This window comes from Streptomyces sp. NPDC048211, from assembly GCF_043202315.1.
GTDB lineage: Bacteria > Actinomycetota > Actinomycetes > Streptomycetales > Streptomycetaceae > Streptomyces.
This window is the reverse complement of record NZ_JBIDAD010000002.1, coordinates 477804-495923: the sequence shown is the minus strand read 5'-3', so window position 1 is coordinate 495923 and position 18120 is coordinate 477804. Positions and strand designations below refer to the sequence as shown.

Sequence of the window (18120 nt, the reverse complement as noted above, 5' to 3'; positions counted from 1 at the left end):
GCACCGCCGGGGTGCCCGCCCGCACCCTGGCCGACGACGCTCCGACGCAGGTCACCAGGACGACCGGGTAGTGTGCGCGCCGGCAGTCCGGTTAGCTGAGGAGGGAAAGCGTGGCCGATACCAGCGAAGCACGGTCCGCGGAGGATGCGGCGCAGGCGGACCAGCAGAGTCGGATGCGTCGCCTCATGCGCTACATCCCGTTGATCGCCCCCGTCCTGCTGTGGGCTGTGCCCTGCTGGGTGCTGCTGCACGCCGGCCAGCACTGGCCGCTCCCCGTGGCAGTGGGCGGCACCGCCCTGTCCGTCCTCGGCCTGGTCGTCATGCCGCTCGCCATGATGCGCGGTCACGGCAGGCGGCAGCAGGACTGGGCGGCGATCATCGGAGACTCCCTCCTCGGGGCAGCGTGGGTGCTGTTCACCTGGTCCGTCCTGCTCGGCGTCCTGCTGCGCGCCGCTCTGACGGTGGCCGGCGTGGGTGACGGACAGAGCCGGGCCCGGATCGTCACCTGGGCCGTCCTCGGCGTAGCCGCCGTGCTGCTCGGATGGGGGTACGCCGAGGCGCGCCGGGTACCGCGGGTGCGCCGGCTCGACGTGCAACTACCGCGGCTGGGAAGCGGCTTGGACGGCACCCGGGTCGTCCTCATCACCGACACCCACTACGGTCCGCTCGACCGCGCCCGCTGGTCGGAACGGGTCTGCGCGAAGGTCAACGCCCTGGAGGCCGACCTGGTCTGCCACACCGGCGACATCGCGGACGGCACGGCCGAACGCCGCCGCGCCCAGGCCGCTCCCCTCGGCACCGTGACAGCCACCCGGGCCCGGGTCTACGTCACCGGGAACCACGAGTACTACAGCGAGGCCCAGGGCTGGGTCGACCTGATGGACGAGCTGGGCTGGGAGCCGCTGCGCAACCGTCACCTGCTGCTCGAACGCGGCGGCGACACCCTCGTGGTCGCCGGCGTGGACGACGTCACCGCCGAGTCCTCCGGTCTGGCCGGCCACCGCGCCCACCTCGCCGGAGCGCTGAACGGCGCCGACCCCGACCTGCCTGTCCTGCTCCTGGCCCACCAGCCCAAGTTCATCGACCGGGCCGCAGCGGGCGGCGTCGACCTCCAGCTCTCGGGCCACACCCACGGCGGCCAGATCTGGCCCTTCCACCACCTCGTCCGGCTCGACCAGCCCGCCCTCGCCGGCCTCAGTCGCCACGGCGACGGCACCCTCCTCTACACCAGCCGCGGCACCGGATTCTGGGGTCCGCCGTTCCGCGTCTTCGCCCCGAGCGAGATCACCCTGCTGGTGCTCCGCTCCCCGCAGCGGCCTTCCGCTCAGCCTCTGTGAGGGGCCCGAGTCCGGCAGGCAGCTGAAGGCGCGCACCCTCGTGCGCGTGTGATCGGCCGGTCGGAACGCGGTCGGCCGTGAGCCGGCCGGCCGCCGGGGTGGCCGCCCCCAGTCCCGACTGACCGGGTGCGGTCTCCGCGTTTGCGGTCCCGGAACCCGCCTCCGGAGCCCAGCGGCCGGATCGCGGGCAACGTCGGTGCGTCCTCCTCCGGACGTCACCGAGCCGGTTCACCGGGCCTCGACGCCCCTTGCCGACAGCGGCGCCCAGGTGTACCGGACGCGGACCCCCCGATCGCGCAGCCAGGCGGCCTCGCGATGCCGGAGTTCGCGCGCGGACTCCGGGGCGATGGCGCTGGGCCAGCGCACCAGTACCGCGGTGACATGGCCCGTCTGCGCCAGCTGACGCACCCGCCGCCACCCTCGGCGCCGGGCCGGGTCGGGCTCACCGAAGGTGTCGGTGACGACCTCGGCGATCGTCAGCCCGCGCTCCCTCGCGAACGCCCGGCCTTCCGTCTGCGCGCGCTGTGTGGCTTCCCCGGGCACGCCGCGAGCTCGGTCGGCGCATACGTACAACACGACGGGAGAAGCGGTTTCACCGTGGGGGGTCATGGGCGCCTTCTGTTGAGGGACCGAGGAAGAGGGGTTCCTCGCCGCGCGAAGGGGATGCAGCGACCCCGTGCGGTCACCGCGGGGAAGGACGGCGTGCTCGGCGTCGCTTCCCGTGCCATGCGTGGCGCGTTCGACGTCATGCGTGGGGCGTTCGGTGCCATGCGCGATGTCGCGTCCGGCAGCATGCGCGGGGCGCTCGGTGACGCATTCGGTATCATGCGTGGCGCTTTCGACGCCATGCGCGGTGTCGCCGGAGGCCGGGGACATCAGGAGTGGGCCGTCAACTCGGCCCAGACGAACTTTCCTTCACTGCGCGTCGAGCGTGCGCAGCCCCATCGGTCCGCGAGTTGCTGAACGAGAAGCAGCCCTCGCCCGCTCTCCTCGTCCGGACCGACATGACGCCCGGGCGGGCGGACCTGCGCGCTGTCCTCGTCGTGGAGCTCGATGCGCAGGCGCCGCTCGTCGTCGGTCAGCGTGAGGCCGCACAGGACCTGACCGCTGCCGGTGTGGAGCACGGCGTTGGTGGTCAACTCGGATACCAGCAGCACCGCGTCGCAGCAGGTGTCGCCGGGCAGCCCCCAGGCGCGGAGCCGGTGGCGCACGGTGTCGCGGGCGGATCTCGCGCTGGTCCGCAGGGCAGGCAGGCCGAACCAGTACTCCCGGTGCGGCGCCGTCCCGGCTAAGGCGGGGAGGGATGCCGGTGCTGAGGGCGTGGACAACGTCACGGATGTCGCCTTCCAGCGCCTACCGGAGGGACGGGCGCGGTGTGGGGGTGCGGGCTGCAACGCGAGCGGTGAGAGGCGCATGCCGAGACAGGCGTCCGGCGGCGGGGTGCCGTCGACGCCATCGGCGTCACACGCCCCCTCCGGGGCCTGATCCTGCGCAGGAAAGGTGGCTTGACCACTCACACCACCACTATGCGCGTGATCGGACGCACGCTGCAACCGACTCCCTGATAATTACAGCAGCGCATGTATCACCCTGGCCTCAACATCAAGTCGGTGTCAGAATGGTTCTGTTGAAGGACCATCAGGAGGTTGGGCGTGAGCGAAGCCCGTTCCGGCACCAGCGCGCCGACAGTCCTGCGCATGATCCTCGGCCGTCGGCTGCAGGAGATGCGGATCGGCTCCGGCGCCTCGCTGGAGGACGCGGCCAAGGCTCTGCGCGTAACGTCCCTGACGATCCGTCGGCTGGAGAAGGCCGAGGTGGCGCTGAAGCCTCTCTACGTCGAGAAGCTCCTGGAGACCTTCGGCGCGGACCGCCAGGAGATCGACGAGTTCGTCGACCTGGCCGAGCAGGCCAACAAGCCCGGATGGTGGCACTCCTATCGCGACGCCGTCCCCAGCTGGTTCACCGCCTACGTCAGCCTGGAGACCGGCGCCAAGACCCTCCGCACGTACGAGCCCCAGTACGTCACGGGGCTTCTGCAGACCCGCGAATACGCGCACGCCGTGCTGCGCGGCGGCCTGCCGAACGGCAGCGAGGAGGAGCTCGCACGCCGTGTGGAGCTGAGGCTGCGCCGCCAGAGCCTGCTGGAACGGGAGAACGCCCCGACGTTGTGGGTGGTGATGGAGGAGGCCGTTCTGCACCGGACGGTCGGCGGCCCTCGGGTCATGCGGGAGCAGGTCGAGCGGCTCCTGGAGGTCTCCGAGCTCGCGCACGTCAGCCTCGACATCGTGCCCTTCACGGCAGGCGCGCACATCGGAGCATGTGCCCCGTTCACGTATTTCCGCTTCGAGGAACCCGAGTTGCCGGACATCGTCTACAGCGAGCTCCTGTCCGCCGCCGTCTACCTCGATCAGCGCGCGGACGTCGTCTCCCACCTCGAAGCACATACCCGTATGGCGTTGCAGACGTCGTCCGAGGACAGCAGGGCGCTCTTGAACCGCATGCGCAAGGAGTACTCATGACGATCACCGACGGGACCATCTACAACGGCATGCCGGCCCGCGACCTCGGGGAGCAGGGCTGGGAACGCCCCTGGAGCGGGCCGAACGGCGGCCAGTGCGTCGAGACGAAGCAGCTCACCGACGGCCGTGTGGCCATCCGGCAGTCGACCGATCCGGCCGGTCCTGCGCTGATCTACGCGCCGGAGGAGATCGCCGCGTTCGTCCGCGGCGTCAAGGAGGGACTGGCCGACCACCTGGCCGCCGGATGACCCGGGGGTGAGCGGAAGAGGCAGCGACGCCGGTCCCGTATCCGCGTTCCGGGCCGACAGACACACAGATGAAGGGGAGAACATGACCACCAGCCAGGCCGGCCGGGATCTCGACACGAGCAGGCCGCACTCGGCCCGGATGTACGACTACTTCCTCGGCGGCAAGGACCACTTCGAAGTCGACAAGGAAGCCGCCCTGGTCGCGGCCGAGGCACACCCCGGTCTCTACCTGACCGCCCGCGAGAACCGGGCGTTCATGCAGCGGGCCACCCGTGTGCTGGCTCAGGAGCACGGCATCCGCCAGTGGCTCGACATCGGCACGGGCATCCCGACCGAGCCCAACCTGCACCAGATCGCCCAGTCCGTGGTGCCCGAGGCCCGCGTCGTGTACGCCGACAACGACCCCCTCGTCCTCAAGTACGCCGAACGCCTCATGCGCAGTACGACGCAGGGCCGTACGGCCTACATCGAGGCCGACGCCACCGACCCCGACGCCCTGATGAGCGCCGTCAAGGACTCGGGGGTCCTGGACTTCGACCGGCCCATCGCGCTCTCGCTCAACGCGCTGATGCACTTCATCACCGACCCGCACGACCCGTACAGCATCGTCCGCCGGCTGCTCGACCCGCTCCCGGCGGGCAGCGCCCTCGCCATGAACCACTGCACGCCCGACTTCGACCCCGACACCTGGAACCAGGTCGCGGAGGTCTACACCAACTCCGGGACTCCGGTGACCTTCCGTTCGCACGCCGACGTCGCCCGTTTCTTCGACGGACTCGACCTGATCGCCCCCGGCATCTGCTGCTGCCACCGCTGGCGGGCCGCCGAACCCGCCGCGGGCGAGCCGGAGATCGCCGACGCCGAGATCAGCCTTCTGGCGGGCGTGGGCATCAAGCGCTAGCGGGCGCAGGGCTGTCGGTCACGGAGGCGGGGAGAGGGAGGGAGGCCGACCTGTCCGGCAGGTCACCGGGCCGGGAACCTGCGGGACCGGACGGCGCGTTCCTCCGCCCGCCGGTCGTCGCCCGTCACTGCGACCCCGCGGCCACGAGCTTCGCGGAAATGGGTTCGAGCAGAGCGACCAGCTCGTCCAGCTCGGCAGGAGACAGGGCTTCGTACGGCGCGGCGGCGAGCTCGTCGGTCAGGTCCTCGATGCGTTGCTTGGTCGCGCGGCCGGCCTCGGTGAACCGGCCGTCGGTGTCGACGAGCCCGCGCTCGCGCAAGCCGTCCATGACCGCGGCCAGCCGCTCCTTCGGCAGATGATGGATGCGCCCGAACGACTCCGGCGGGTGGATGCCCTGCGCCAGCGCGTCGAGCACGTGGGCCTCCGTGCCGCCGACGCGCGCGCCGACGAGGGCGGCGACGTGTCCGTCGCCTCGGTGTTCCCGCAGCATGGTCGCGCAATGCCACAACCGGGCGACCGGTTCGCCCGGCACCGGAAGGCCGCGCATCCCGGCGTACATCACCCGGCCCTCCGTGGGCGCGTTCGTCGCGGCTTTGGCGGTCAGGTAGGCGGCGCGCACCAGGCCCGGCGAGCCGGCCGGCCCGTCCCCGAGAATCCGTCGTACGGAGGCCGCACTGCCGCGCTCCCGCGCGGCGACGGACGCCTCGGGCGGGATCGTCTCCCACGCGCTCGGGATGTGCCGCGCGGCCTCTCCGTCGGCGAAGCTGTAGAAGGCCGCGTGCACGACCTGAGCCGGCACCCGCCCCAACGGCGCGGCGCGGCTCGCGAAGTACCCGTCCCAGTAGGTGCGGTGGCCGAGGGCGGCCAGCTCCTCGTTGCTCTCGCCGGCGAGGAAGGTGACCAGGCAGATCGGCTCCAGGAGCTCGAACATGCGGCGGGCGATGTGCGTCATGGCCTCCATCATGCCTGCGGCCACGCCTCATGCGGGTGTACGAGCCGCCAGGGTCTCGCGTTCGGATCAGCCCCACGTACTTCGACGGGGAACATGCACCGGGTTGCGGCAGGGACTTCGGGGTCTGCGGAAATCCGTTCCGAGCGTTGCCCCGGTGCCTCTACTGTGACGCCGTGATGACTCAGGTGATCGTCCTCAACGGTGGTTCCAGCTCCGGGAAGTCCGGGATCGTCCGGTGTCTGCAGGCAGTCCTGCCCGATCCCTGGCTGGCCCTGGGGACGGACACGCTGGTGGAGGCGATGCCGGTGTCCATGCAGTCGTCGGACGGCGGGATCGGGTTCGCACCGGACGGCGAGGTGATCGTCGGGCAGGAGTTCCGCACGCTCGAAGCGGCGTGGATCGAAGGCGTCGCGGCGATGGCCCGTGCCGGCGCACGGGTCGTCGTCGACGAGGTCTTCCTGGGCGGAGCGGACTCACAGCAGCGATGGCGGAAGGCGCTGGGCACCCTGCGGGTGTTGTGGGTCGGCGTCCGGTGCGACGGTGCGGTTGCCGCGGGCCGCGAGGTCGCACGAGGGGATCGGACGACCGGGATGGCCGCGTCTCAGGCGGACGTGGTTCACCAGGGCGTGGACTACGACCTGGAGGTGGACACCGCGCACACCGAGTCGATGGAGTGCGCGCGAACGATCGCCGCACACGTCACATGAACCGCACCCGTCGAAGCGTGTCGGAACGCCGACGAGCCCCTGCCGGTGGTTCCCGGGCAGGGGCTCCGCACGCCGGATCGCCGGCCGGTCCTCGCCGAGGGCGTCGCCGGGTTCGCCGCGGGTGACGTGGAGAAGCGCTGCCTGATCTCCCGACTCGACGGCGGCACGGGCCCCGTGGCGCCGTCAGCGGCTCGAAGGAAGCGGGCACCACAGCGGCGCCCGCTCGCTCCTGGTGCCTGGTCGTTCCCGGCCCCGGTCGTTCCCGGCCCGGGTCCTTACCGGCCTCGGCCGGACGAGTGGATCAGCGCAGTCCGGCGAAGAGATCCGTCTCGGGTACGGCTGCGCCGGTGGTGTCCTTGACGCGTACGAAGGTCTCCATGCCCATCAGCTCCCCGAACCGCTCCTTGCCCATCTTGAGGAAGAAGATGTTCTCGCCCTGACTGGCGTGCGCGGCCAGCGCATCGAACTTCTGGCCGCTGAACGCGGTGGTCTCCACCCACGTGGTGATCTCGTCGTCGGGGAGGCCGATCTCGGCCATCGCGGCGGCCTCGGCGGGATCCGGCTCCGGCATGTCCTCCTGGAACTCGTGCATGGTCTCCCCGAACCTCTGCATCATCGAGCGGGGCATCGTCGTCCAGTACACCTTCGGCGTCAGCCCGGTCATCTCCAGCGCGGCCGTGGTGATGCGGTTGGCCTGGATGTGGTCGGGGTGACCGTAGAAGCCGTTCTCGTCGTACGTGACGACCACATCGGGCCGGTAGTGCCGCATGAGTTCCGCGAGTCGGGCAGCGCCTTCCTCGACGGGGGTCCGCCAGAAGGATCCGGGGGCGTCGTTGCTCGGCCAGCCCATCATCCCGGAGTCGGCGTAGTCCAGCATCTCCAGATCGCTGATCTTCAGGACATCGCAGCTCTCCTGGAGTTCTTGACGCCGCATCATGGCGACGGCCGCCGGGTCGTGCCCGGGATCGCCCGGCTTGACTCCCCCCGGCCCGTCACCGCAACCGCCGTCGGTACACGTCACAAGAACGGTGCGGATTCCTTCCGCCGCGTACCGCGCGAGGACCCCTCCCGTTCCGGTGGCCTCGTCGTCGGGGTGGGCGTGTACTGCCATCAGCGTCAACGGCCGGTCAGTCATGGGTGGGTCCTCCTGCGGAAAGAAATACGTCTTGATTCGGGTGCGCGGCGGGCTCACAGCGGTCCTGGGGCCTGATCCTGGGGGGCCGGACGACCGTGTGGTCTCCGTGTTCCCCGCCCGCGCGGCACCGGTCCCCCGGTCGGTGCAACGGTGACGGACGGACCGGCTGTTCCCGGCGCGGACAATTGGTCATCCGGGCGCGGCGGGTGCATCGACCACGCGCACGACGGTGGCGGAGCCGCCCACGCGTCCTGTCCCGTCCGGCAGCGTCCCCCTGGACTCCGCCAGAACGGCACACGCCCTCGGCTCCCGCGTGCCGCGCCCGGTCGCGATCACGCGCCCGCCCACCCGTCGCACACACTCTCTCCACACTTGTACGATTTTGAGTCGACGGACGAGGAGAACACGCCCGGCAGTCATCGAGCTCGAATAAGGATTGATCATGGCGCGTGTACAGACCGGCTGCCCGGACTGCAAACGGTGCACCAACAGTGCCATCGGCGAAGGTGCGCGCAAGGCGGGCCGCTGGACCGCGGGCATCGCGACCATGGGTCTCAGCGAAGCAGGCATGGCCTTCACGCGTAACTGCCGAGGCTGCGGGCACGCCATGTCCCTCCATGACCGCAAGGACAACGGCGCGCTCACGCGGGACCCCGGTCACCGGGGCACCCCGGTCGTCCCCGGGCAGGCAGCCCCCTACCCGCCCGCCCCCACCCCCGCATGGGGAGCACCCGCACCCGCATCCGCCGCTCCGGCCTGGGGAGCGCCTGCCCCGGCACCCGCACCCGCCGCTGCCGCACCTGCTCCGACCGTGCCCGCCCAGAGCCCGCAGGAGATCATGGATCTCCTGCGGCAGCTCGGCGAACTCCGTGACGCGGGCGTCATCTCCACCGACGAGTTCGAGGCGAAGAAGGCCGACTTCCTCCGACGGCTCTGACCGGGACCGGCACAGGAACGTGGGCGCGCCACCCGAACCAGGGCACCGGCCGGGCGCGCCACGCGGCCGGACCGGCCGTCAGGGAGGGGACGCCGCCTCACATGGCGGGGCGGGCGTGCACGCTGACGGCGTAGCCGCAGCCCTCTTCGTAGGGATCGCGGCTCCACGTGGCGTAGCGCTGTCGCAGGGTCAGTCCGGCCTGGTCACACCAGTGGTCGAACTCTGCGAGGGTCACCGGCGGTTCCGGCAGCGGCAGATGTGCCGCGTCCAGGCCCATGCCCGTGATCAGCAGGCCGCCGGGGCGCAGGAGGGCGGCCAGTTGCCGGACGACGGCCGGTTCCGTGCCGGAGGCCAGCAGCGGGATGACGTTCCCGGCGGCGAGCACCAGGTCGTAGCCCGGATCCAGGCCGAGAGCGTCCAGGCGGGTCAGGTCGCCGAGGACCCACTCCTGCGCGGGGGCCTCGCGGCGGGCGACGGCGAGCATCGAGGAGTCGACGTCCACGCCGGTGCAGGCGTGGCCCAGTTCGGCCAGCCGGATCGCGATCCGCCCGGTGCCGCATCCGGCGTCGAGCACCCGGGCGGCGGGCTTCAGCAGTGCGGCGCAGAACGCGGCCTCGCCGTGGATGTCGTGGCCCGACTCGGCGAGCCGCGCGAAACGCTCGGCGTATTCCTCTCCCGCCTCTCCCCCGGTCAGTTCCGCCCAGCGGTCGCGTTGCCCAGTCATGTTCCGCATGCCTTCCGGTCGGCCTCGCCCCTGAGGGGCGAAACGAAGAGGTCGCGGGTGGCGCCCTCGTGGGTGCACACCGCGCAGTCCGCTCCGAAGATACGCAGCGCGGGGCGGTGGTGCTCGCCGGGCGGCCTCGTCTCCTGCTCCGGAACAGGCGATGCCATGGGACCGCCGGGCGACCGGTGACCTCGTGTATCCGTCGCGCTGCCGGGTACGGATGCGGCCCCTCCGCGGCCGCCGCCGCTTTGTCGATCATGGTTGGTAGCCTCGAACGATGACTGCGACTTTCGACGAAGCCGTCCGCGCGCGACTGCGGGCCGCCCACATCTGGTACGTCGGCACGGTGTTCGCCGACGGAGCGCCGCAGGTCAGCCCGATGTGGGTGGATCTGGAGGGTGAAGACCACCTGTCGTTCAACACCTCGGTGGGCCGGGTGAAGGAGGAGAACCTGCGCCGCGACCCCCGCGTCTACCTCTCGCACGCGGACGCCGTCGATCCCTTCGACCGCGTGCAGATCAGTGGCGAGGTGACCCGTTTCATCGAGGGCGCGGAGGCACATGAGCGGATGGACCGTCTGGCCCGGAAGTATCTGGGCAGCGAACGGTTCGAGTGGATCATGCCGGAGGAGGAACGGGTCGCCGTGATCGTGCGCCCGGTCAAGGTACGGCACATCCGCGGGGTGGAGCGGTTCCGGCCCGGCGGACCCACACCTTCTCCCTGACCGGCTGCGCGCGCTCCGGCGACGGCCTGGCGGGCGGACCGGGCGCCGGCGCGACGGCCGTACGGTTCCCGGGTGGGGCGAGGCCGGGGGGGCGGGCCTTCGGCACGGCGGCCGTGGCCTCCTGGCCCGGCCAGGTCAACTCCCGTAGCGGGTCGCGAGGGTGCGTACGGTCGCGGCGATACGGTCCCGCAGTTCGGCCGGGGCCACCACCTCGACGTCGGCGCCCAGCCGGAGGAACTCCCCGTGGGCGTGGTCGATCGACTCGATGGGCACCCGGGCTTGCGTGGATCCGCCGTCCGCGGGCGCCACACCGAGACGGCGGGCGCCTTCCGGGGTCAGCCGCACCAGCGCCTCTCCGGTGTGCAGGCGGTCCCGGAAGTCGGCCAGATAGCCGGCCCAGTACGCGGCGAGGTCGAAGCTCTCCGGCATGACGAACTCCTCCAGTGACCGCAGGGCGAGGATCTGGTCGACCCGGTAGGTGCGGGTCCCGGCCGCTCCGCCCGCGACCAGGTACCAGCGGCCGGCCTTCAGTACGAGCCCGTACGGCTCCACACGCCGCTCGATCTCCTCCGGCGCCCGCCACCGCCGGTACCTCAGCGACACCGCCCGCCGCGTCCACACGGCGGCGGCGGCCGCGGCCAGGTGCGGCGTACGGTCGGCGTCGCCGTACCAGCCCGGGGCGTCGAGCAGGAAGCGTTCCTGGATCCGCCCGGCGTGCTCGCGCAGTTCGGCCGGAAGCGCGGCCCGCAGCTTGAGCTGGGCGGTGGCCAGCGCCTCGCCGAGACCGAGGTCGGCTGCGGCACCGGGGAGTGCGGCGAGGAACGCGGCCTGCGCCTCGTCCGCGGTCAGCCCGGTGAGTCTGGTGCGGTAGCCGTCGACCAGGCGGTAGCCGCCCGCGTGCCCGGCGTCGCCGTACAACGGGATGCCCGCGGCGGCGAGCGCCTCGGCGTCCCGGTAGACGGTGCGCACCGAGACCTCCAGCTCTTCCGCCAGTTGCCGGGCCGTCATCCGGCCCCGGTTCTGGAGCAGCAGAAGCAGAGTGACCAGTCGGCTCGCGCGCATGCTGCTCAGTATCCACTGACAGTGGATGTCAGTGGAGTGCCCCTAGCTTGGGGCGCATGAACGACTTCGACTTCCTGCACGGCTCCTGGGACGTGGCCAACCGGCGCCTCACCGCACCGCTCGGACCGGGCCCCGCCACCTGGACGGAGTTCCCCGGTCACGCGGTGGTCCGGCCGCTGTTCGAGGGTGCCGGCAACATCGACGAGATCACGTTCCCCACGCTCGGCCGCCAAGGAGTGACACTGCGCCTGTTCGACCGTGCGACGGGGCGCTGGGCGATCCACTGGTCCGACAGCCGGACGGGACGGCTGGATCCGCCCGTCGTCGGCGCGTTCACCGGCGACCGCGGTGACTTCTTCGGCGACGACACCTACGACGGCCGTCCGGTCCGGGTGCACTTCACCTGGCATCGTCTCGGCCCGGACGCGGCACGCTGGGAGCAGGAGTTCTCCGCGGACGACGGCCGCACCTGGGAGCTCAACTGGACCATGGAGCTCACGCGCACCGGAGGCTCCGGAGCATGAGCATCGTCGAACTCCGGCAGTACACCCTGCACCCCGGAGCCCGGGAGACGCTGATCGAGCTGTTCGAGCGCGAGTTCGTGAGCGGCCAGCAGTCGGCCGGTATCAGCGTCGGGGGCCGGTTCCGCGACCTCGATGACCCGGACCGTTTCGTCTGGCTGCGCGCGTTCCCCGACATGCGTCACCGCCGACGCTCGCTGGAGGCCTTCTACGGTGGCCCCGTCTGGCGGAAACACCGTGCCGCGGCCAACGCCACCATGATCGACAGCGACGACGTCCTGCTGCTGCGCGGCCCGGGGTTCGCGGCGGCGCCGGGCACGCGTGAGGTGGCCGCGACGGTCTGCCATCCGTCCGGTACGGCCTCCTTCGGCGCGTACGCGACCCGGCACCTGCGCCCGGCCCATGCGCTGCACCGCACCGAGCACGTCGCGAACGACTATCCCCTTCTGCCGGTCCGCACCGGAGAGGACGTCCGGGTCTGGTTCGGCCAGGCGGAGCCACCACCCGGGGAGGCCCGGCGGATTCGGCTCGAACCGGTGGCGGGCCCCGCGGGCTTCACTCCGTGACCGGGGATCCGACCGCGTCGAACCGTGAAGAACGCGGGTCGGCCGCAGACCGGTGACCGAGTGGACGGTGCGCGGCCGTCAGGAGGCAGGCCTGCCGGCCAGCGTCCTCTCCCAGAACACTTCATCGCGCCATGCTCCGTCGGCGTAGAAGTGGTCGTGCGCGATGCCCCAGGACCTGAACCCGTGTTTGCGCAGGATCGCCTGGGACGCGAGGTTCTCCAGCTGGGTGTGTGCCTCCAGCCGGTGGAGGTTCAGCTCATCCTCGGCGATCCGCAGCGCGAGGCCGACGGCACGGCTCGTGTGCCCGAGTCCCTGGTGGAGGGAGGAGACCCAGTAGCCGAGGAATCCCTTCTGGAAGGGGCCGCGCAGGATCGAGCTGATGCCGACCTGGCCGATGACGGTCTCGTCGGAGATCACGACGCCGGGCCAGGCGAGCCCGTCGGCATGGGCCGCCAGAAGGGATGCGATGACCGGGGCCTGCCCCTCGGGCGTGAAGAAGTCCGCAGGTCTCGCGGGCAGCCAGCGCGCGTAGGCCTGCCTGTCCCGGGAGAGCAGTGCGGCCAGGGCGGGGCCGTCGGAGGGTTCGATCAGGCGAATCAGCGTGGAGCTCACAGGTGTGCTGCCGTCTCGTCGGCCGGGGACGTCAGCCCGGGCATCGGTCGGGGACGCCGGCCGGTCGCGCGGGAGTCCCGAGGAAGTCTGCGGGCGTTGAGCTCGATGACCGGCTCAAGCGTACGCCGCCCGGTCCGGGACGCGCCCGGCCTCCTCGCCGCCGCCTTCGACGGCGGTTCGGTCAGGGCGTCGCGGCGGAGACGACGTACACGACCGGCGACACCGGGTCGGTCATGTCGACAGTGATGTCCTGGGTGGGCCGCGGGTCCTTGTTGGTGTGGGTGGTGCCCGCCCACGCGACACCGTCGCCGAAGTACCAGCCCGCGATCTTGGTGTCGCGCTCACCGACGGTGACCCGACCGGCCTCCAGTGCGGCGCGCCCCGTGCCCACCTGGGTCAGGAACCGGTCGAGGCCATTGGACGTCGTGCGGAACTGCACGTACATCCGGCTGGCCTTCCAGTTGTTGGTCTCGTAGTACTGGACTTCCTTGGCGTCCCCGGGGATCGGTACCTCGAAGATCCGGCGGAGCATGCGCGACGGCCAGCCCTCGCGGAGTCCCTGCGCCGCCGCCTCGGCGGCCTTGTCCTGGCCGGAGCGCCGGCTCTGTCCTGCGGAGATCAGCAGATAGCCGGCCGGGATGCCGATGAGCAGCACGATGATGGTCGCCGTGATCAGGCGCCGGCGGATGGTCCGGCGCCGCTCCTCGGGCGCCGGTCCCTCGCCGGGCGGCGGGGACTGGCGCGGCACGACGGGGTGCTCGGCTGCGGTCATGGGTGTGGGGATCCCTAGGAAGTGCGGGTGTTGCGCGTGTTACGGATGGTGCTGGCGGCCTGGTCGTAGATCTGGGCGTACCGCTCGTACCGCTCCACGCGTCGGCGGTTGGTACGCCGGAAGCGGCGGGCCACCAGCCTGGCGAGGTCGGCCGCGCCGACCATACCTGCCTCGGGGCCGAGCTGCGCCTTCGCGATCCGGGCCTCGGGGCGGTAGCCGCGGCCGGTGAGGTGCCGTTTGAAGGCGTCCCTGGCCGGTCCGATCAGCAGGTCGTCGGCGGCGCTGACACCGCCGCCGATGACGAAGCAGGAGGGGTCGAGCGCGGCCGCCAGATTGGCGATGCCGACGCCGAGCCACTGACCGATGTCCTGGAGGAGCTCGATGCACATCGCATCGCCCTCGCGGGCGAGTTCGGTGATGAGCGGTCCGGTGATGTCGGGGATATTGCCCTTGACCCGCTCGATGAGTCCGTGGGCCACCGGGGAGTCCGCGGCAGCCAGTTCCCTGGCCTCGCGGACGAGTGCGTTGCCTGAGCTGTACTGCTCCCAGCAGCCGCGGTTGCCGCAGGGGCAGCGGTGGCCGCCGGGCACCACCTGCATGTGGCCGAACTCACCGGCGACGCCGTACTTGCCGCGCTTGACCTGACCGTCCTCCAGGATCGCGCCGCCGATGCCGGTGCCGAGCGTGATCATGACGAGGTGGTCCTCGCCGCGTCCGGCGCCGAAGCGCCATTCGGCCCAGGCCGCGGTGTTGGCATCGTTGTCCACCATGACCGGGACCACGAGCCGGGAGGCGATGGCGTCGCGCAGGGGTTCGTCGCGCCAGGCCAGGTGCGGGGCGAACAGGACCTTCGAGCGGTCGGCGTCGACCCAGCCGGCCGCACCGATGCCCACCGCGTGCACGTCGTGGCGGTCCGAGAGGTCCAGTACCAGCTCGACGATGGTGTCCTCGACGACCTTGGGGCTCTTGGACTTGTCGGGCGTCTCGGTGCGCAGGGTCTCCAGGATGTTGCCGTCGGCGTCGACGACGCCGGCCATCACCTTGGTCCCGCCGATGTCGATCCCGACCGTGGGGACCCGTGGCGCGGTGAGGTGCGAGCGCCGCTCCCTGGTGCCGACGGTCCGCAGGACGGTGGCGCGGGCGGAGCCGCGGTGCGTGAAGTCGCGGTACGTGCTCATCGTCCCTGCGGGGTCTGGGGGGCCGGATCGTCGTGCTTCCGGCGGCGGACGGTGCCCGCCGGACTCGATTCTGCCACTGACGGCCGGGGTCCGTGCCGCGACCCGTCTGCCGCAGCCCGCCCGGCGGGCCCGGAGACCGGGCCCGCCGGGCGGGCTGTACCAGCCGTGGACCGCCTCACGCGGAGGTGTCGTCCTCGTCCCGTCGGCCGGCCGACGGGCCGGGGGCGGCCCGCTCCAGCTCGTGGCTGAGCTCCTCCAGCTCGCTGCCGCCCGCCATCTGGCGGGTCAGCTCGTCCAGCGTGACGCCGTCCTTCGTGTGGCTGCCCGCCATGGCGCCCCGCTTGAGCAGGACGAAGCGGTCACCGACGAGGTAGGCGTGGTGCGGGTTGTGCGTGATGAGGACCACGCCGAGTCCCGCGTCCCGGGCGGCGGCGACGTACTTGAGCACCACCCCGGACTGCTTGACGCCCAGCGCCGCGGTCGGCTCGTCCAGGACGAGGACCTTGGCACCGAAGTGGACGGCCCGCGCGATGGCCACACACTGGCGCTCGCCGCCGGACAGGGTGCCGATGGGCTGGTCGACGTCGCGCAGGTCGATGCCCATCCGCAGCAGCGCGGAGCGTGTCGTCTCCCGCATCAGCCGGACGTCGAGGCGCTTGAAGGGGCCGGCGCCGGTCGTCGGCTCGGAGCCGAGGAAGAAGTTGCGCCAGACCGGCATCAGGGGCACGACGGCGAGGTCCTGGTAGACCGTGGCGATGCCCCGGTTCAGGGCGTCGCGCGGGTTGGCGAGCGTGGTCTCCTCGCCGTCGATCAGGAAACTGCCGGCGTCGTGCCGGTGCAGCCCCGCGATGATCTTGATCAGGGTGGACTTGCCGGCGCCGTTGTCACCGAGGACGCAGGAGATCTCCCCCGCGTGTACCTCCAGTGAGACGTCCTGGAGCGCCTTGATGTTGCCGTAGTACTTGCTGACGTGGTCGAGCTCGACCAGCGCCCGCCGGTCGGTGTCCGCCGGCCCGCTCGATGCCTGGGGGGCCGTCATTTGGTCGCCTCCGCGCGCTTGCGTACCCATGCGTTGAGCAGGGTGGCCAGGAGCAGCATGGCTCCGAGGAAGAACTTGAACCAGTCCGGGTTCCACTCCGCATACACGATGCCCTTGCTGGTCATGCCGAAGATGAAGGCACCGACCGCCGAGCCGATCGCGGAGCCGTAGCCGCCGGTGATCAGGCAGCCGCCGATGACGGCCGCGATGATGTAGATCAGCTCGTTGCCGACGCCCTCGCCGGACTGCACCACGTCGTAGCTGAACAGCAGGTGCTGTCCGGAGACCCAGGCGGCGAAGGCCACCCCGAGGTAGAGCCCGATCTTGGTCCGGATCACCGGGACGCCGACCGCGCGGGCGGCGTCGGCCCCGCCGCCGACGGCGAAGATCCAGTTGCCGAAGCGGGTCCGCAGCAGGATCCAGGTGGCGACGGCGACGAGGACGGCCCACCACAGGATGGTCACCTTCAGCTCGACGCCGCCGACCGTCCAGTACGAGGCGAAGAGCTTGCGGGCCGACTCGAAGCCCTCCATGTTCCCGATCGTCTTCGTCGAGACGGTCCCGCTGATCAGCTTGGTGAATCCCAGGTTGAGACCCGTCAGCATCAGGAACGTACCGAGCGTGATGATGAAGCTCGGAAGTTTGGTGCGCGTCAGCATGAAGCCGTTGAACGCGCCGATGGCGAGCGTGACCAGCAGGGACACGAAGACGCCGACCCAGACGTTGGCCGTCATCTGGTAGCTGAACATCGACGAGATCAGCGCGGAGCTGGTGACCATCACGCCCGCGGAGAGGTCGAACTCTCCGCCGATCATCAGCAGGGCCACCGGCGCCGCCATGATCCCGATGGTGGAGGCCGCGTACAGCACCGTGCCGAAGCTGGTGGCGCGCAGGAAGCTGTCCGCGACGATCGCGAAGAAGAGGAAGACCGCCAGCGCGCCGACGACCGATCCGAGCTCGGGGCGGCCGAGCAGCTTGCGCAGTGGTGAGGTGCGTACCAGCCGCTCGTCCACCGCGGCGGAGGAGGTACCGGGCCCCGCGGTCATCGGGTTCCCCGGTCGGCGTACTCGGCCAGCTGCGCGGCGTCGTCGGAGGTGATGACCTGCGGGCCGGTCAGGACCGGCAGGCCGCCGCCGAGCACGTTGCGGTTGTAGCGGTAGAGCCAGAGCAGGTCGACGGCCTCGTACCCCTGGAGGTAGGGCTGCTGGTCGACGGCGAAGCCGAGGGTCTTGGCCTGGAGCTCGGCCGCGACCTTGGCGTTCAGGTCGAAGGTGTCGATCTCGGCCTTGCTGCCCGCGGTCTGCTTCGCCTTGACGGCGGCGTCCGCGAACGGCGCGCCGAGGGTGACGACCGCGTCGATGTCCTTGTCGGCCTGGAGCTTCGCCTCGATGGAGGCCTGGACGTCCGGCATGTTGGTGCCCTCGACGTACAGGTTCTGCATCTGGCCGTCGAAGGTCTTCTTCGCCCCGGCGCAGCGCTGCTCGTGACCGACGTTGCCCTGCTCGTGCAGGATGCACAGGGCCTTCTTGCGGCCGCGCTTGTTCAGCTCGTCGCCGACGGCCTCGCCCGCGATGGACTCGTCCTGGCCGATGTGGGTGAGCGCGCCGTAGCTCTTGGACTCGGCGGAGCCCGAGTTCACCGTGATCACCGGGATGCCGGCCTTGACGGCCTTGGCGACGACGGCCTTCATGGCGTCGGGCTTGGCGAGCGTGACGATCAGCCCGTCGACCTTCTTGTCGATGGCGGCCTGGACCAGCTGGGCCTGCTGCTGCGCCTCGTCGTTGTGCGAGTACAGGAAGTTGATGTTGTCCTTCTTGGCCGCCATGTCGGCGCCCTTCTGGACGATGTCCCAGAAGGTGTCGCCGTCACCCGAGTGCGTGACCATGGCGAAGGTCCAGCGGGGCGTGTTCACCGCGGACCGGCCCTCGGATGCGGCCTGCGCCGCACGCTCCTCCGCCCGCTTGCCGCCGGTGCTGCTGCATCCCATGAGGGAAGCACCGAGCACCGCCGCAAGCACGGCGCCCATCGCACGTACCCCTGTCCGAACCCTTGCCACGACGCCGTGCCCTTCTTGTGCTGCTCGCTGTGCTGCTGGTGGAGCCGGGGCCCTGTGGTCCCGGCCCGGCTGGGCAAGTATCCCCGAGCCCGCGCCGCCGTCGCCCGGAGGGGCGCGGCGCGTGTGTCGG

The 18120-nt window shown here is 71.1% G+C and carries 21 protein-coding genes; 9 read left to right on the top strand and 12 right to left on the bottom strand.

Features of this window, described 5'->3' with window-relative positions:
* Positions 1-110 precede the first annotated feature (110 nt).
* Complete coding sequence (locus ACGFZA_RS09150; RefSeq protein WP_393678418.1) at positions 111-1337, top strand: metallophosphoesterase; 1227 nt, start codon at positions 111-113, stop codon at positions 1335-1337.
* Between the two features lie 228 nt (positions 1338-1565).
* On the opposite strand, the gene ACGFZA_RS09145 is transcribed toward ACGFZA_RS09150, so the two are convergent.
* Complete coding sequence (locus ACGFZA_RS09145; protein WP_393678416.1) at positions 1566-1946, bottom strand: hypothetical protein; 381 nt, start codon at positions 1944-1946, stop codon at positions 1566-1568.
* 266 nt (positions 1947-2212) lie between these two features.
* Complete coding sequence (locus ACGFZA_RS09140) at positions 2213-2671, bottom strand: ATP-binding protein (protein ID WP_385272945.1); 459 nt, start codon at positions 2669-2671, stop codon at positions 2213-2215.
* A gap of 318 nt (positions 2672-2989) precedes the next feature.
* Between ACGFZA_RS09140 and ACGFZA_RS09135 the strand changes: the two genes are divergently transcribed.
* The 3 genes from ACGFZA_RS09135 (at position 2990) to ACGFZA_RS09125 (ending at position 5005) form a co-directional block, all read left to right on the top strand.
* Positions 2990-3856, top strand: coding sequence for a helix-turn-helix domain-containing protein (locus ACGFZA_RS09135; RefSeq protein WP_385272947.1), 867 nt, complete (start codon positions 2990-2992; stop codon positions 3854-3856).
* Positions 3853-4104 carry a DUF397 domain-containing protein gene (locus tag ACGFZA_RS09130; RefSeq protein ID WP_385272950.1) on the top strand — a complete coding sequence of 84 codons (252 nt, stop codon included), beginning with the start codon at positions 3853-3855 and terminating at the stop codon, positions 4102-4104. The genes ACGFZA_RS09135 and ACGFZA_RS09130 overlap by 4 nt, the downstream gene beginning before the upstream one ends.
* A gap of 82 nt (positions 4105-4186) precedes the next feature.
* Positions 4187-5005 carry an SAM-dependent methyltransferase gene (locus ACGFZA_RS09125; protein WP_393678412.1) on the top strand — a complete coding sequence of 273 codons (819 nt, stop codon included), beginning with the start codon at positions 4187-4189 and terminating at the stop codon, positions 5003-5005.
* 124 nt (positions 5006-5129) lie between these two features.
* Here ACGFZA_RS09125 and ACGFZA_RS09120 read toward each other — a convergent pair whose 3' ends face one another.
* On the bottom strand, positions 5130-5957 hold the full coding sequence (locus ACGFZA_RS09120) for a MarR family transcriptional regulator (protein ID WP_393678410.1): 828 nt from the start codon (positions 5955-5957) through the stop codon (positions 5130-5132).
* A 176-nt stretch (positions 5958-6133) separates the two neighbouring features.
* Between ACGFZA_RS09120 and cpt the strand changes: the two genes are divergently transcribed.
* Complete coding sequence (cpt, locus tag ACGFZA_RS09115) at positions 6134-6664, top strand: chloramphenicol phosphotransferase CPT (RefSeq protein WP_393678886.1); 531 nt, start codon at positions 6134-6136, stop codon at positions 6662-6664.
* 301 nt (positions 6665-6965) lie between these two features.
* Here the strand turns inward: cpt and ACGFZA_RS09110 are convergent, their stop codons facing one another.
* Positions 6966-7799 carry a PIG-L family deacetylase gene (locus ACGFZA_RS09110; RefSeq protein WP_385272959.1) on the bottom strand — a complete coding sequence of 278 codons (834 nt, stop codon included), beginning with the start codon at positions 7797-7799 and terminating at the stop codon, positions 6966-6968.
* 442 nt (positions 7800-8241) lie between these two features.
* Between ACGFZA_RS09110 and ACGFZA_RS09105 the strand changes: the two genes are divergently transcribed.
* Positions 8242-8736 carry an SHOCT domain-containing protein gene (locus ACGFZA_RS09105; protein WP_385272962.1) on the top strand — a complete coding sequence of 165 codons (495 nt, stop codon included), beginning with the start codon at positions 8242-8244 and terminating at the stop codon, positions 8734-8736.
* A gap of 97 nt (positions 8737-8833) precedes the next feature.
* On the opposite strand, the gene ACGFZA_RS09100 is transcribed toward ACGFZA_RS09105, so the two are convergent.
* On the bottom strand, positions 8834-9460 hold the full coding sequence (locus tag ACGFZA_RS09100; protein WP_393678406.1) for a class I SAM-dependent methyltransferase: 627 nt from the start codon (positions 9458-9460) through the stop codon (positions 8834-8836).
* A gap of 277 nt (positions 9461-9737) precedes the next feature.
* Between ACGFZA_RS09100 and ACGFZA_RS09095 the strand changes: the two genes are divergently transcribed.
* Positions 9738-10184: a TIGR03618 family F420-dependent PPOX class oxidoreductase gene (locus ACGFZA_RS09095; protein WP_385272968.1), complete on the top strand. Its 447-nt coding sequence runs from the start codon at positions 9738-9740 to the stop codon at positions 10182-10184.
* 135 nt (positions 10185-10319) lie between these two features.
* Here ACGFZA_RS09095 and ACGFZA_RS09090 read toward each other — a convergent pair whose 3' ends face one another.
* A complete protein-coding gene (locus tag ACGFZA_RS09090) occupies positions 10320-11246 on the bottom strand; it encodes a helix-turn-helix transcriptional regulator (RefSeq protein WP_385272971.1) in 927 nt (308 codons plus the stop codon).
* A gap of 56 nt (positions 11247-11302) precedes the next feature.
* On the opposite strand from ACGFZA_RS09090, the gene ACGFZA_RS09085 reads away from it, so the two are divergent.
* Together ACGFZA_RS09085 and ACGFZA_RS09080 are read left to right on the top strand one after the other, a co-directional pair.
* Entirely contained in the window at positions 11303-11770 is a 468-nt protein-coding gene (locus tag ACGFZA_RS09085; protein ID WP_393678403.1) for a hypothetical protein, read from the top strand.
* Positions 11767-12333, top strand: coding sequence for an NIPSNAP family protein (locus ACGFZA_RS09080; protein ID WP_393678401.1), 567 nt, complete (start codon positions 11767-11769; stop codon positions 12331-12333). The genes ACGFZA_RS09085 and ACGFZA_RS09080 overlap by 4 nt, the downstream gene beginning before the upstream one ends.
* A 78-nt stretch (positions 12334-12411) precedes the next feature.
* On the opposite strand, the gene ACGFZA_RS09075 is transcribed toward ACGFZA_RS09080, so the two are convergent.
* The 6 genes from ACGFZA_RS09075 to ACGFZA_RS09050 all read right to left on the bottom strand — a co-directional run bounded on the left by ACGFZA_RS09075 (position 12412) and on the right by ACGFZA_RS09050 (position 17960).
* Positions 12412-12945: a GNAT family N-acetyltransferase gene (locus ACGFZA_RS09075; protein WP_385272979.1), complete on the bottom strand. Its 534-nt coding sequence runs from the start codon at positions 12943-12945 to the stop codon at positions 12412-12414.
* A gap of 181 nt (positions 12946-13126) precedes the next feature.
* Positions 13127-13717, bottom strand: a complete 591-nt coding sequence (locus tag ACGFZA_RS09070) for a hypothetical protein (protein WP_385272982.1) — start codon at positions 13715-13717, stop codon at positions 13127-13129.
* Positions 13718-13731: 14 nt separating this feature from the next.
* Positions 13732-14895 (bottom strand): ROK family glucokinase, encoded by a 1164-nt coding sequence (locus tag ACGFZA_RS09065; RefSeq protein WP_123463723.1) that lies wholly within the window; start codon positions 14893-14895, stop codon positions 13732-13734.
* A gap of 175 nt (positions 14896-15070) precedes the next feature.
* Entirely contained in the window at positions 15071-15934 is an 864-nt protein-coding gene (locus ACGFZA_RS09060; protein ID WP_385272986.1) for an ATP-binding cassette domain-containing protein, read from the bottom strand.
* Complete coding sequence (locus tag ACGFZA_RS09055; RefSeq protein ID WP_385272989.1) at positions 15931-16980, bottom strand: ABC transporter permease; 1050 nt, start codon at positions 16978-16980, stop codon at positions 15931-15933. Before ACGFZA_RS09055 ends, ACGFZA_RS09060 begins: the two co-directional genes overlap by 4 nt.
* Entirely contained in the window at positions 16977-17960 is a 984-nt protein-coding gene (locus tag ACGFZA_RS09050) for a substrate-binding domain-containing protein (protein WP_385272992.1), read from the bottom strand. The genes ACGFZA_RS09055 and ACGFZA_RS09050 overlap by 4 nt, the downstream gene beginning before the upstream one ends.
* Positions 17961-18120: the final 160 nt, after the last annotated feature.

What these genes read in the sequence shown, in the direction of transcription:
- ACGFZA_RS09090 (WP_385272971.1), bottom strand. Translation starts at nt 11,246, where the DNA reads ATGCGCGCGAGCCGACTGGTCACTCTGCTTCTGCTGCTCCAGAACCGG.
- ACGFZA_RS09050 (WP_385272992.1), bottom strand. Translation starts at nt 17,960, where the DNA reads ATGGGCGCCGTGCTTGCGGCGGTGCTCGGTGCTTCCCTCATGGGATGC.
- ACGFZA_RS09080 (WP_393678401.1), top strand. Translation starts at nt 11,767, where the DNA reads ATGAGCATCGTCGAACTCCGGCAGTACACCCTGCACCCCGGAGCCCGG.
- ACGFZA_RS09145 (WP_393678416.1), bottom strand. Translation starts at nt 1,946, where the DNA reads ATGACCCCCCACGGTGAAACCGCTTCTCCCGTCGTGTTGTACGTATGC.
- ACGFZA_RS09070 (WP_385272982.1), bottom strand. Translation starts at nt 13,717, where the DNA reads ATGACCGCAGCCGAGCACCCCGTCGTGCCGCGCCAGTCCCCGCCGCCC.
- ACGFZA_RS09120 (WP_393678410.1), bottom strand. Translation starts at nt 5,957, where the DNA reads ATGACGCACATCGCCCGCCGCATGTTCGAGCTCCTGGAGCCGATCTGC.
- ACGFZA_RS09065 (WP_123463723.1), bottom strand. Translation starts at nt 14,895, where the DNA reads ATGAGCACGTACCGCGACTTCACGCACCGCGGCTCCGCCCGCGCCACC.
- ACGFZA_RS09085 (WP_393678403.1), top strand. Translation starts at nt 11,303, where the DNA reads ATGAACGACTTCGACTTCCTGCACGGCTCCTGGGACGTGGCCAACCGG.
- ACGFZA_RS09055 (WP_385272989.1), bottom strand. Translation starts at nt 16,980, where the DNA reads ATGACCGCGGGGCCCGGTACCTCCTCCGCCGCGGTGGACGAGCGGCTG.
- ACGFZA_RS09110 (WP_385272959.1), bottom strand. Translation starts at nt 7,799, where the DNA reads ATGACTGACCGGCCGTTGACGCTGATGGCAGTACACGCCCACCCCGAC.
- ACGFZA_RS09100 (WP_393678406.1), bottom strand. Translation starts at nt 9,460, where the DNA reads ATGACTGGGCAACGCGACCGCTGGGCGGAACTGACCGGGGGAGAGGCG.
- ACGFZA_RS09095 (WP_385272968.1), top strand. Translation starts at nt 9,738, where the DNA reads ATGACTGCGACTTTCGACGAAGCCGTCCGCGCGCGACTGCGGGCCGCC.
- ACGFZA_RS09125 (WP_393678412.1), top strand. Translation starts at nt 4,187, where the DNA reads ATGACCACCAGCCAGGCCGGCCGGGATCTCGACACGAGCAGGCCGCAC.
- ACGFZA_RS09060 (WP_385272986.1), bottom strand. Translation starts at nt 15,934, where the DNA reads ATGACGGCCCCCCAGGCATCGAGCGGGCCGGCGGACACCGACCGGCGG.
- cpt (WP_393678886.1), top strand. Translation starts at nt 6,134, where the DNA reads ATGACTCAGGTGATCGTCCTCAACGGTGGTTCCAGCTCCGGGAAGTCC.
- ACGFZA_RS09105 (WP_385272962.1), top strand. Translation starts at nt 8,242, where the DNA reads ATGGCGCGTGTACAGACCGGCTGCCCGGACTGCAAACGGTGCACCAAC.
- ACGFZA_RS09130 (WP_385272950.1), top strand. Translation starts at nt 3,853, where the DNA reads ATGACGATCACCGACGGGACCATCTACAACGGCATGCCGGCCCGCGAC.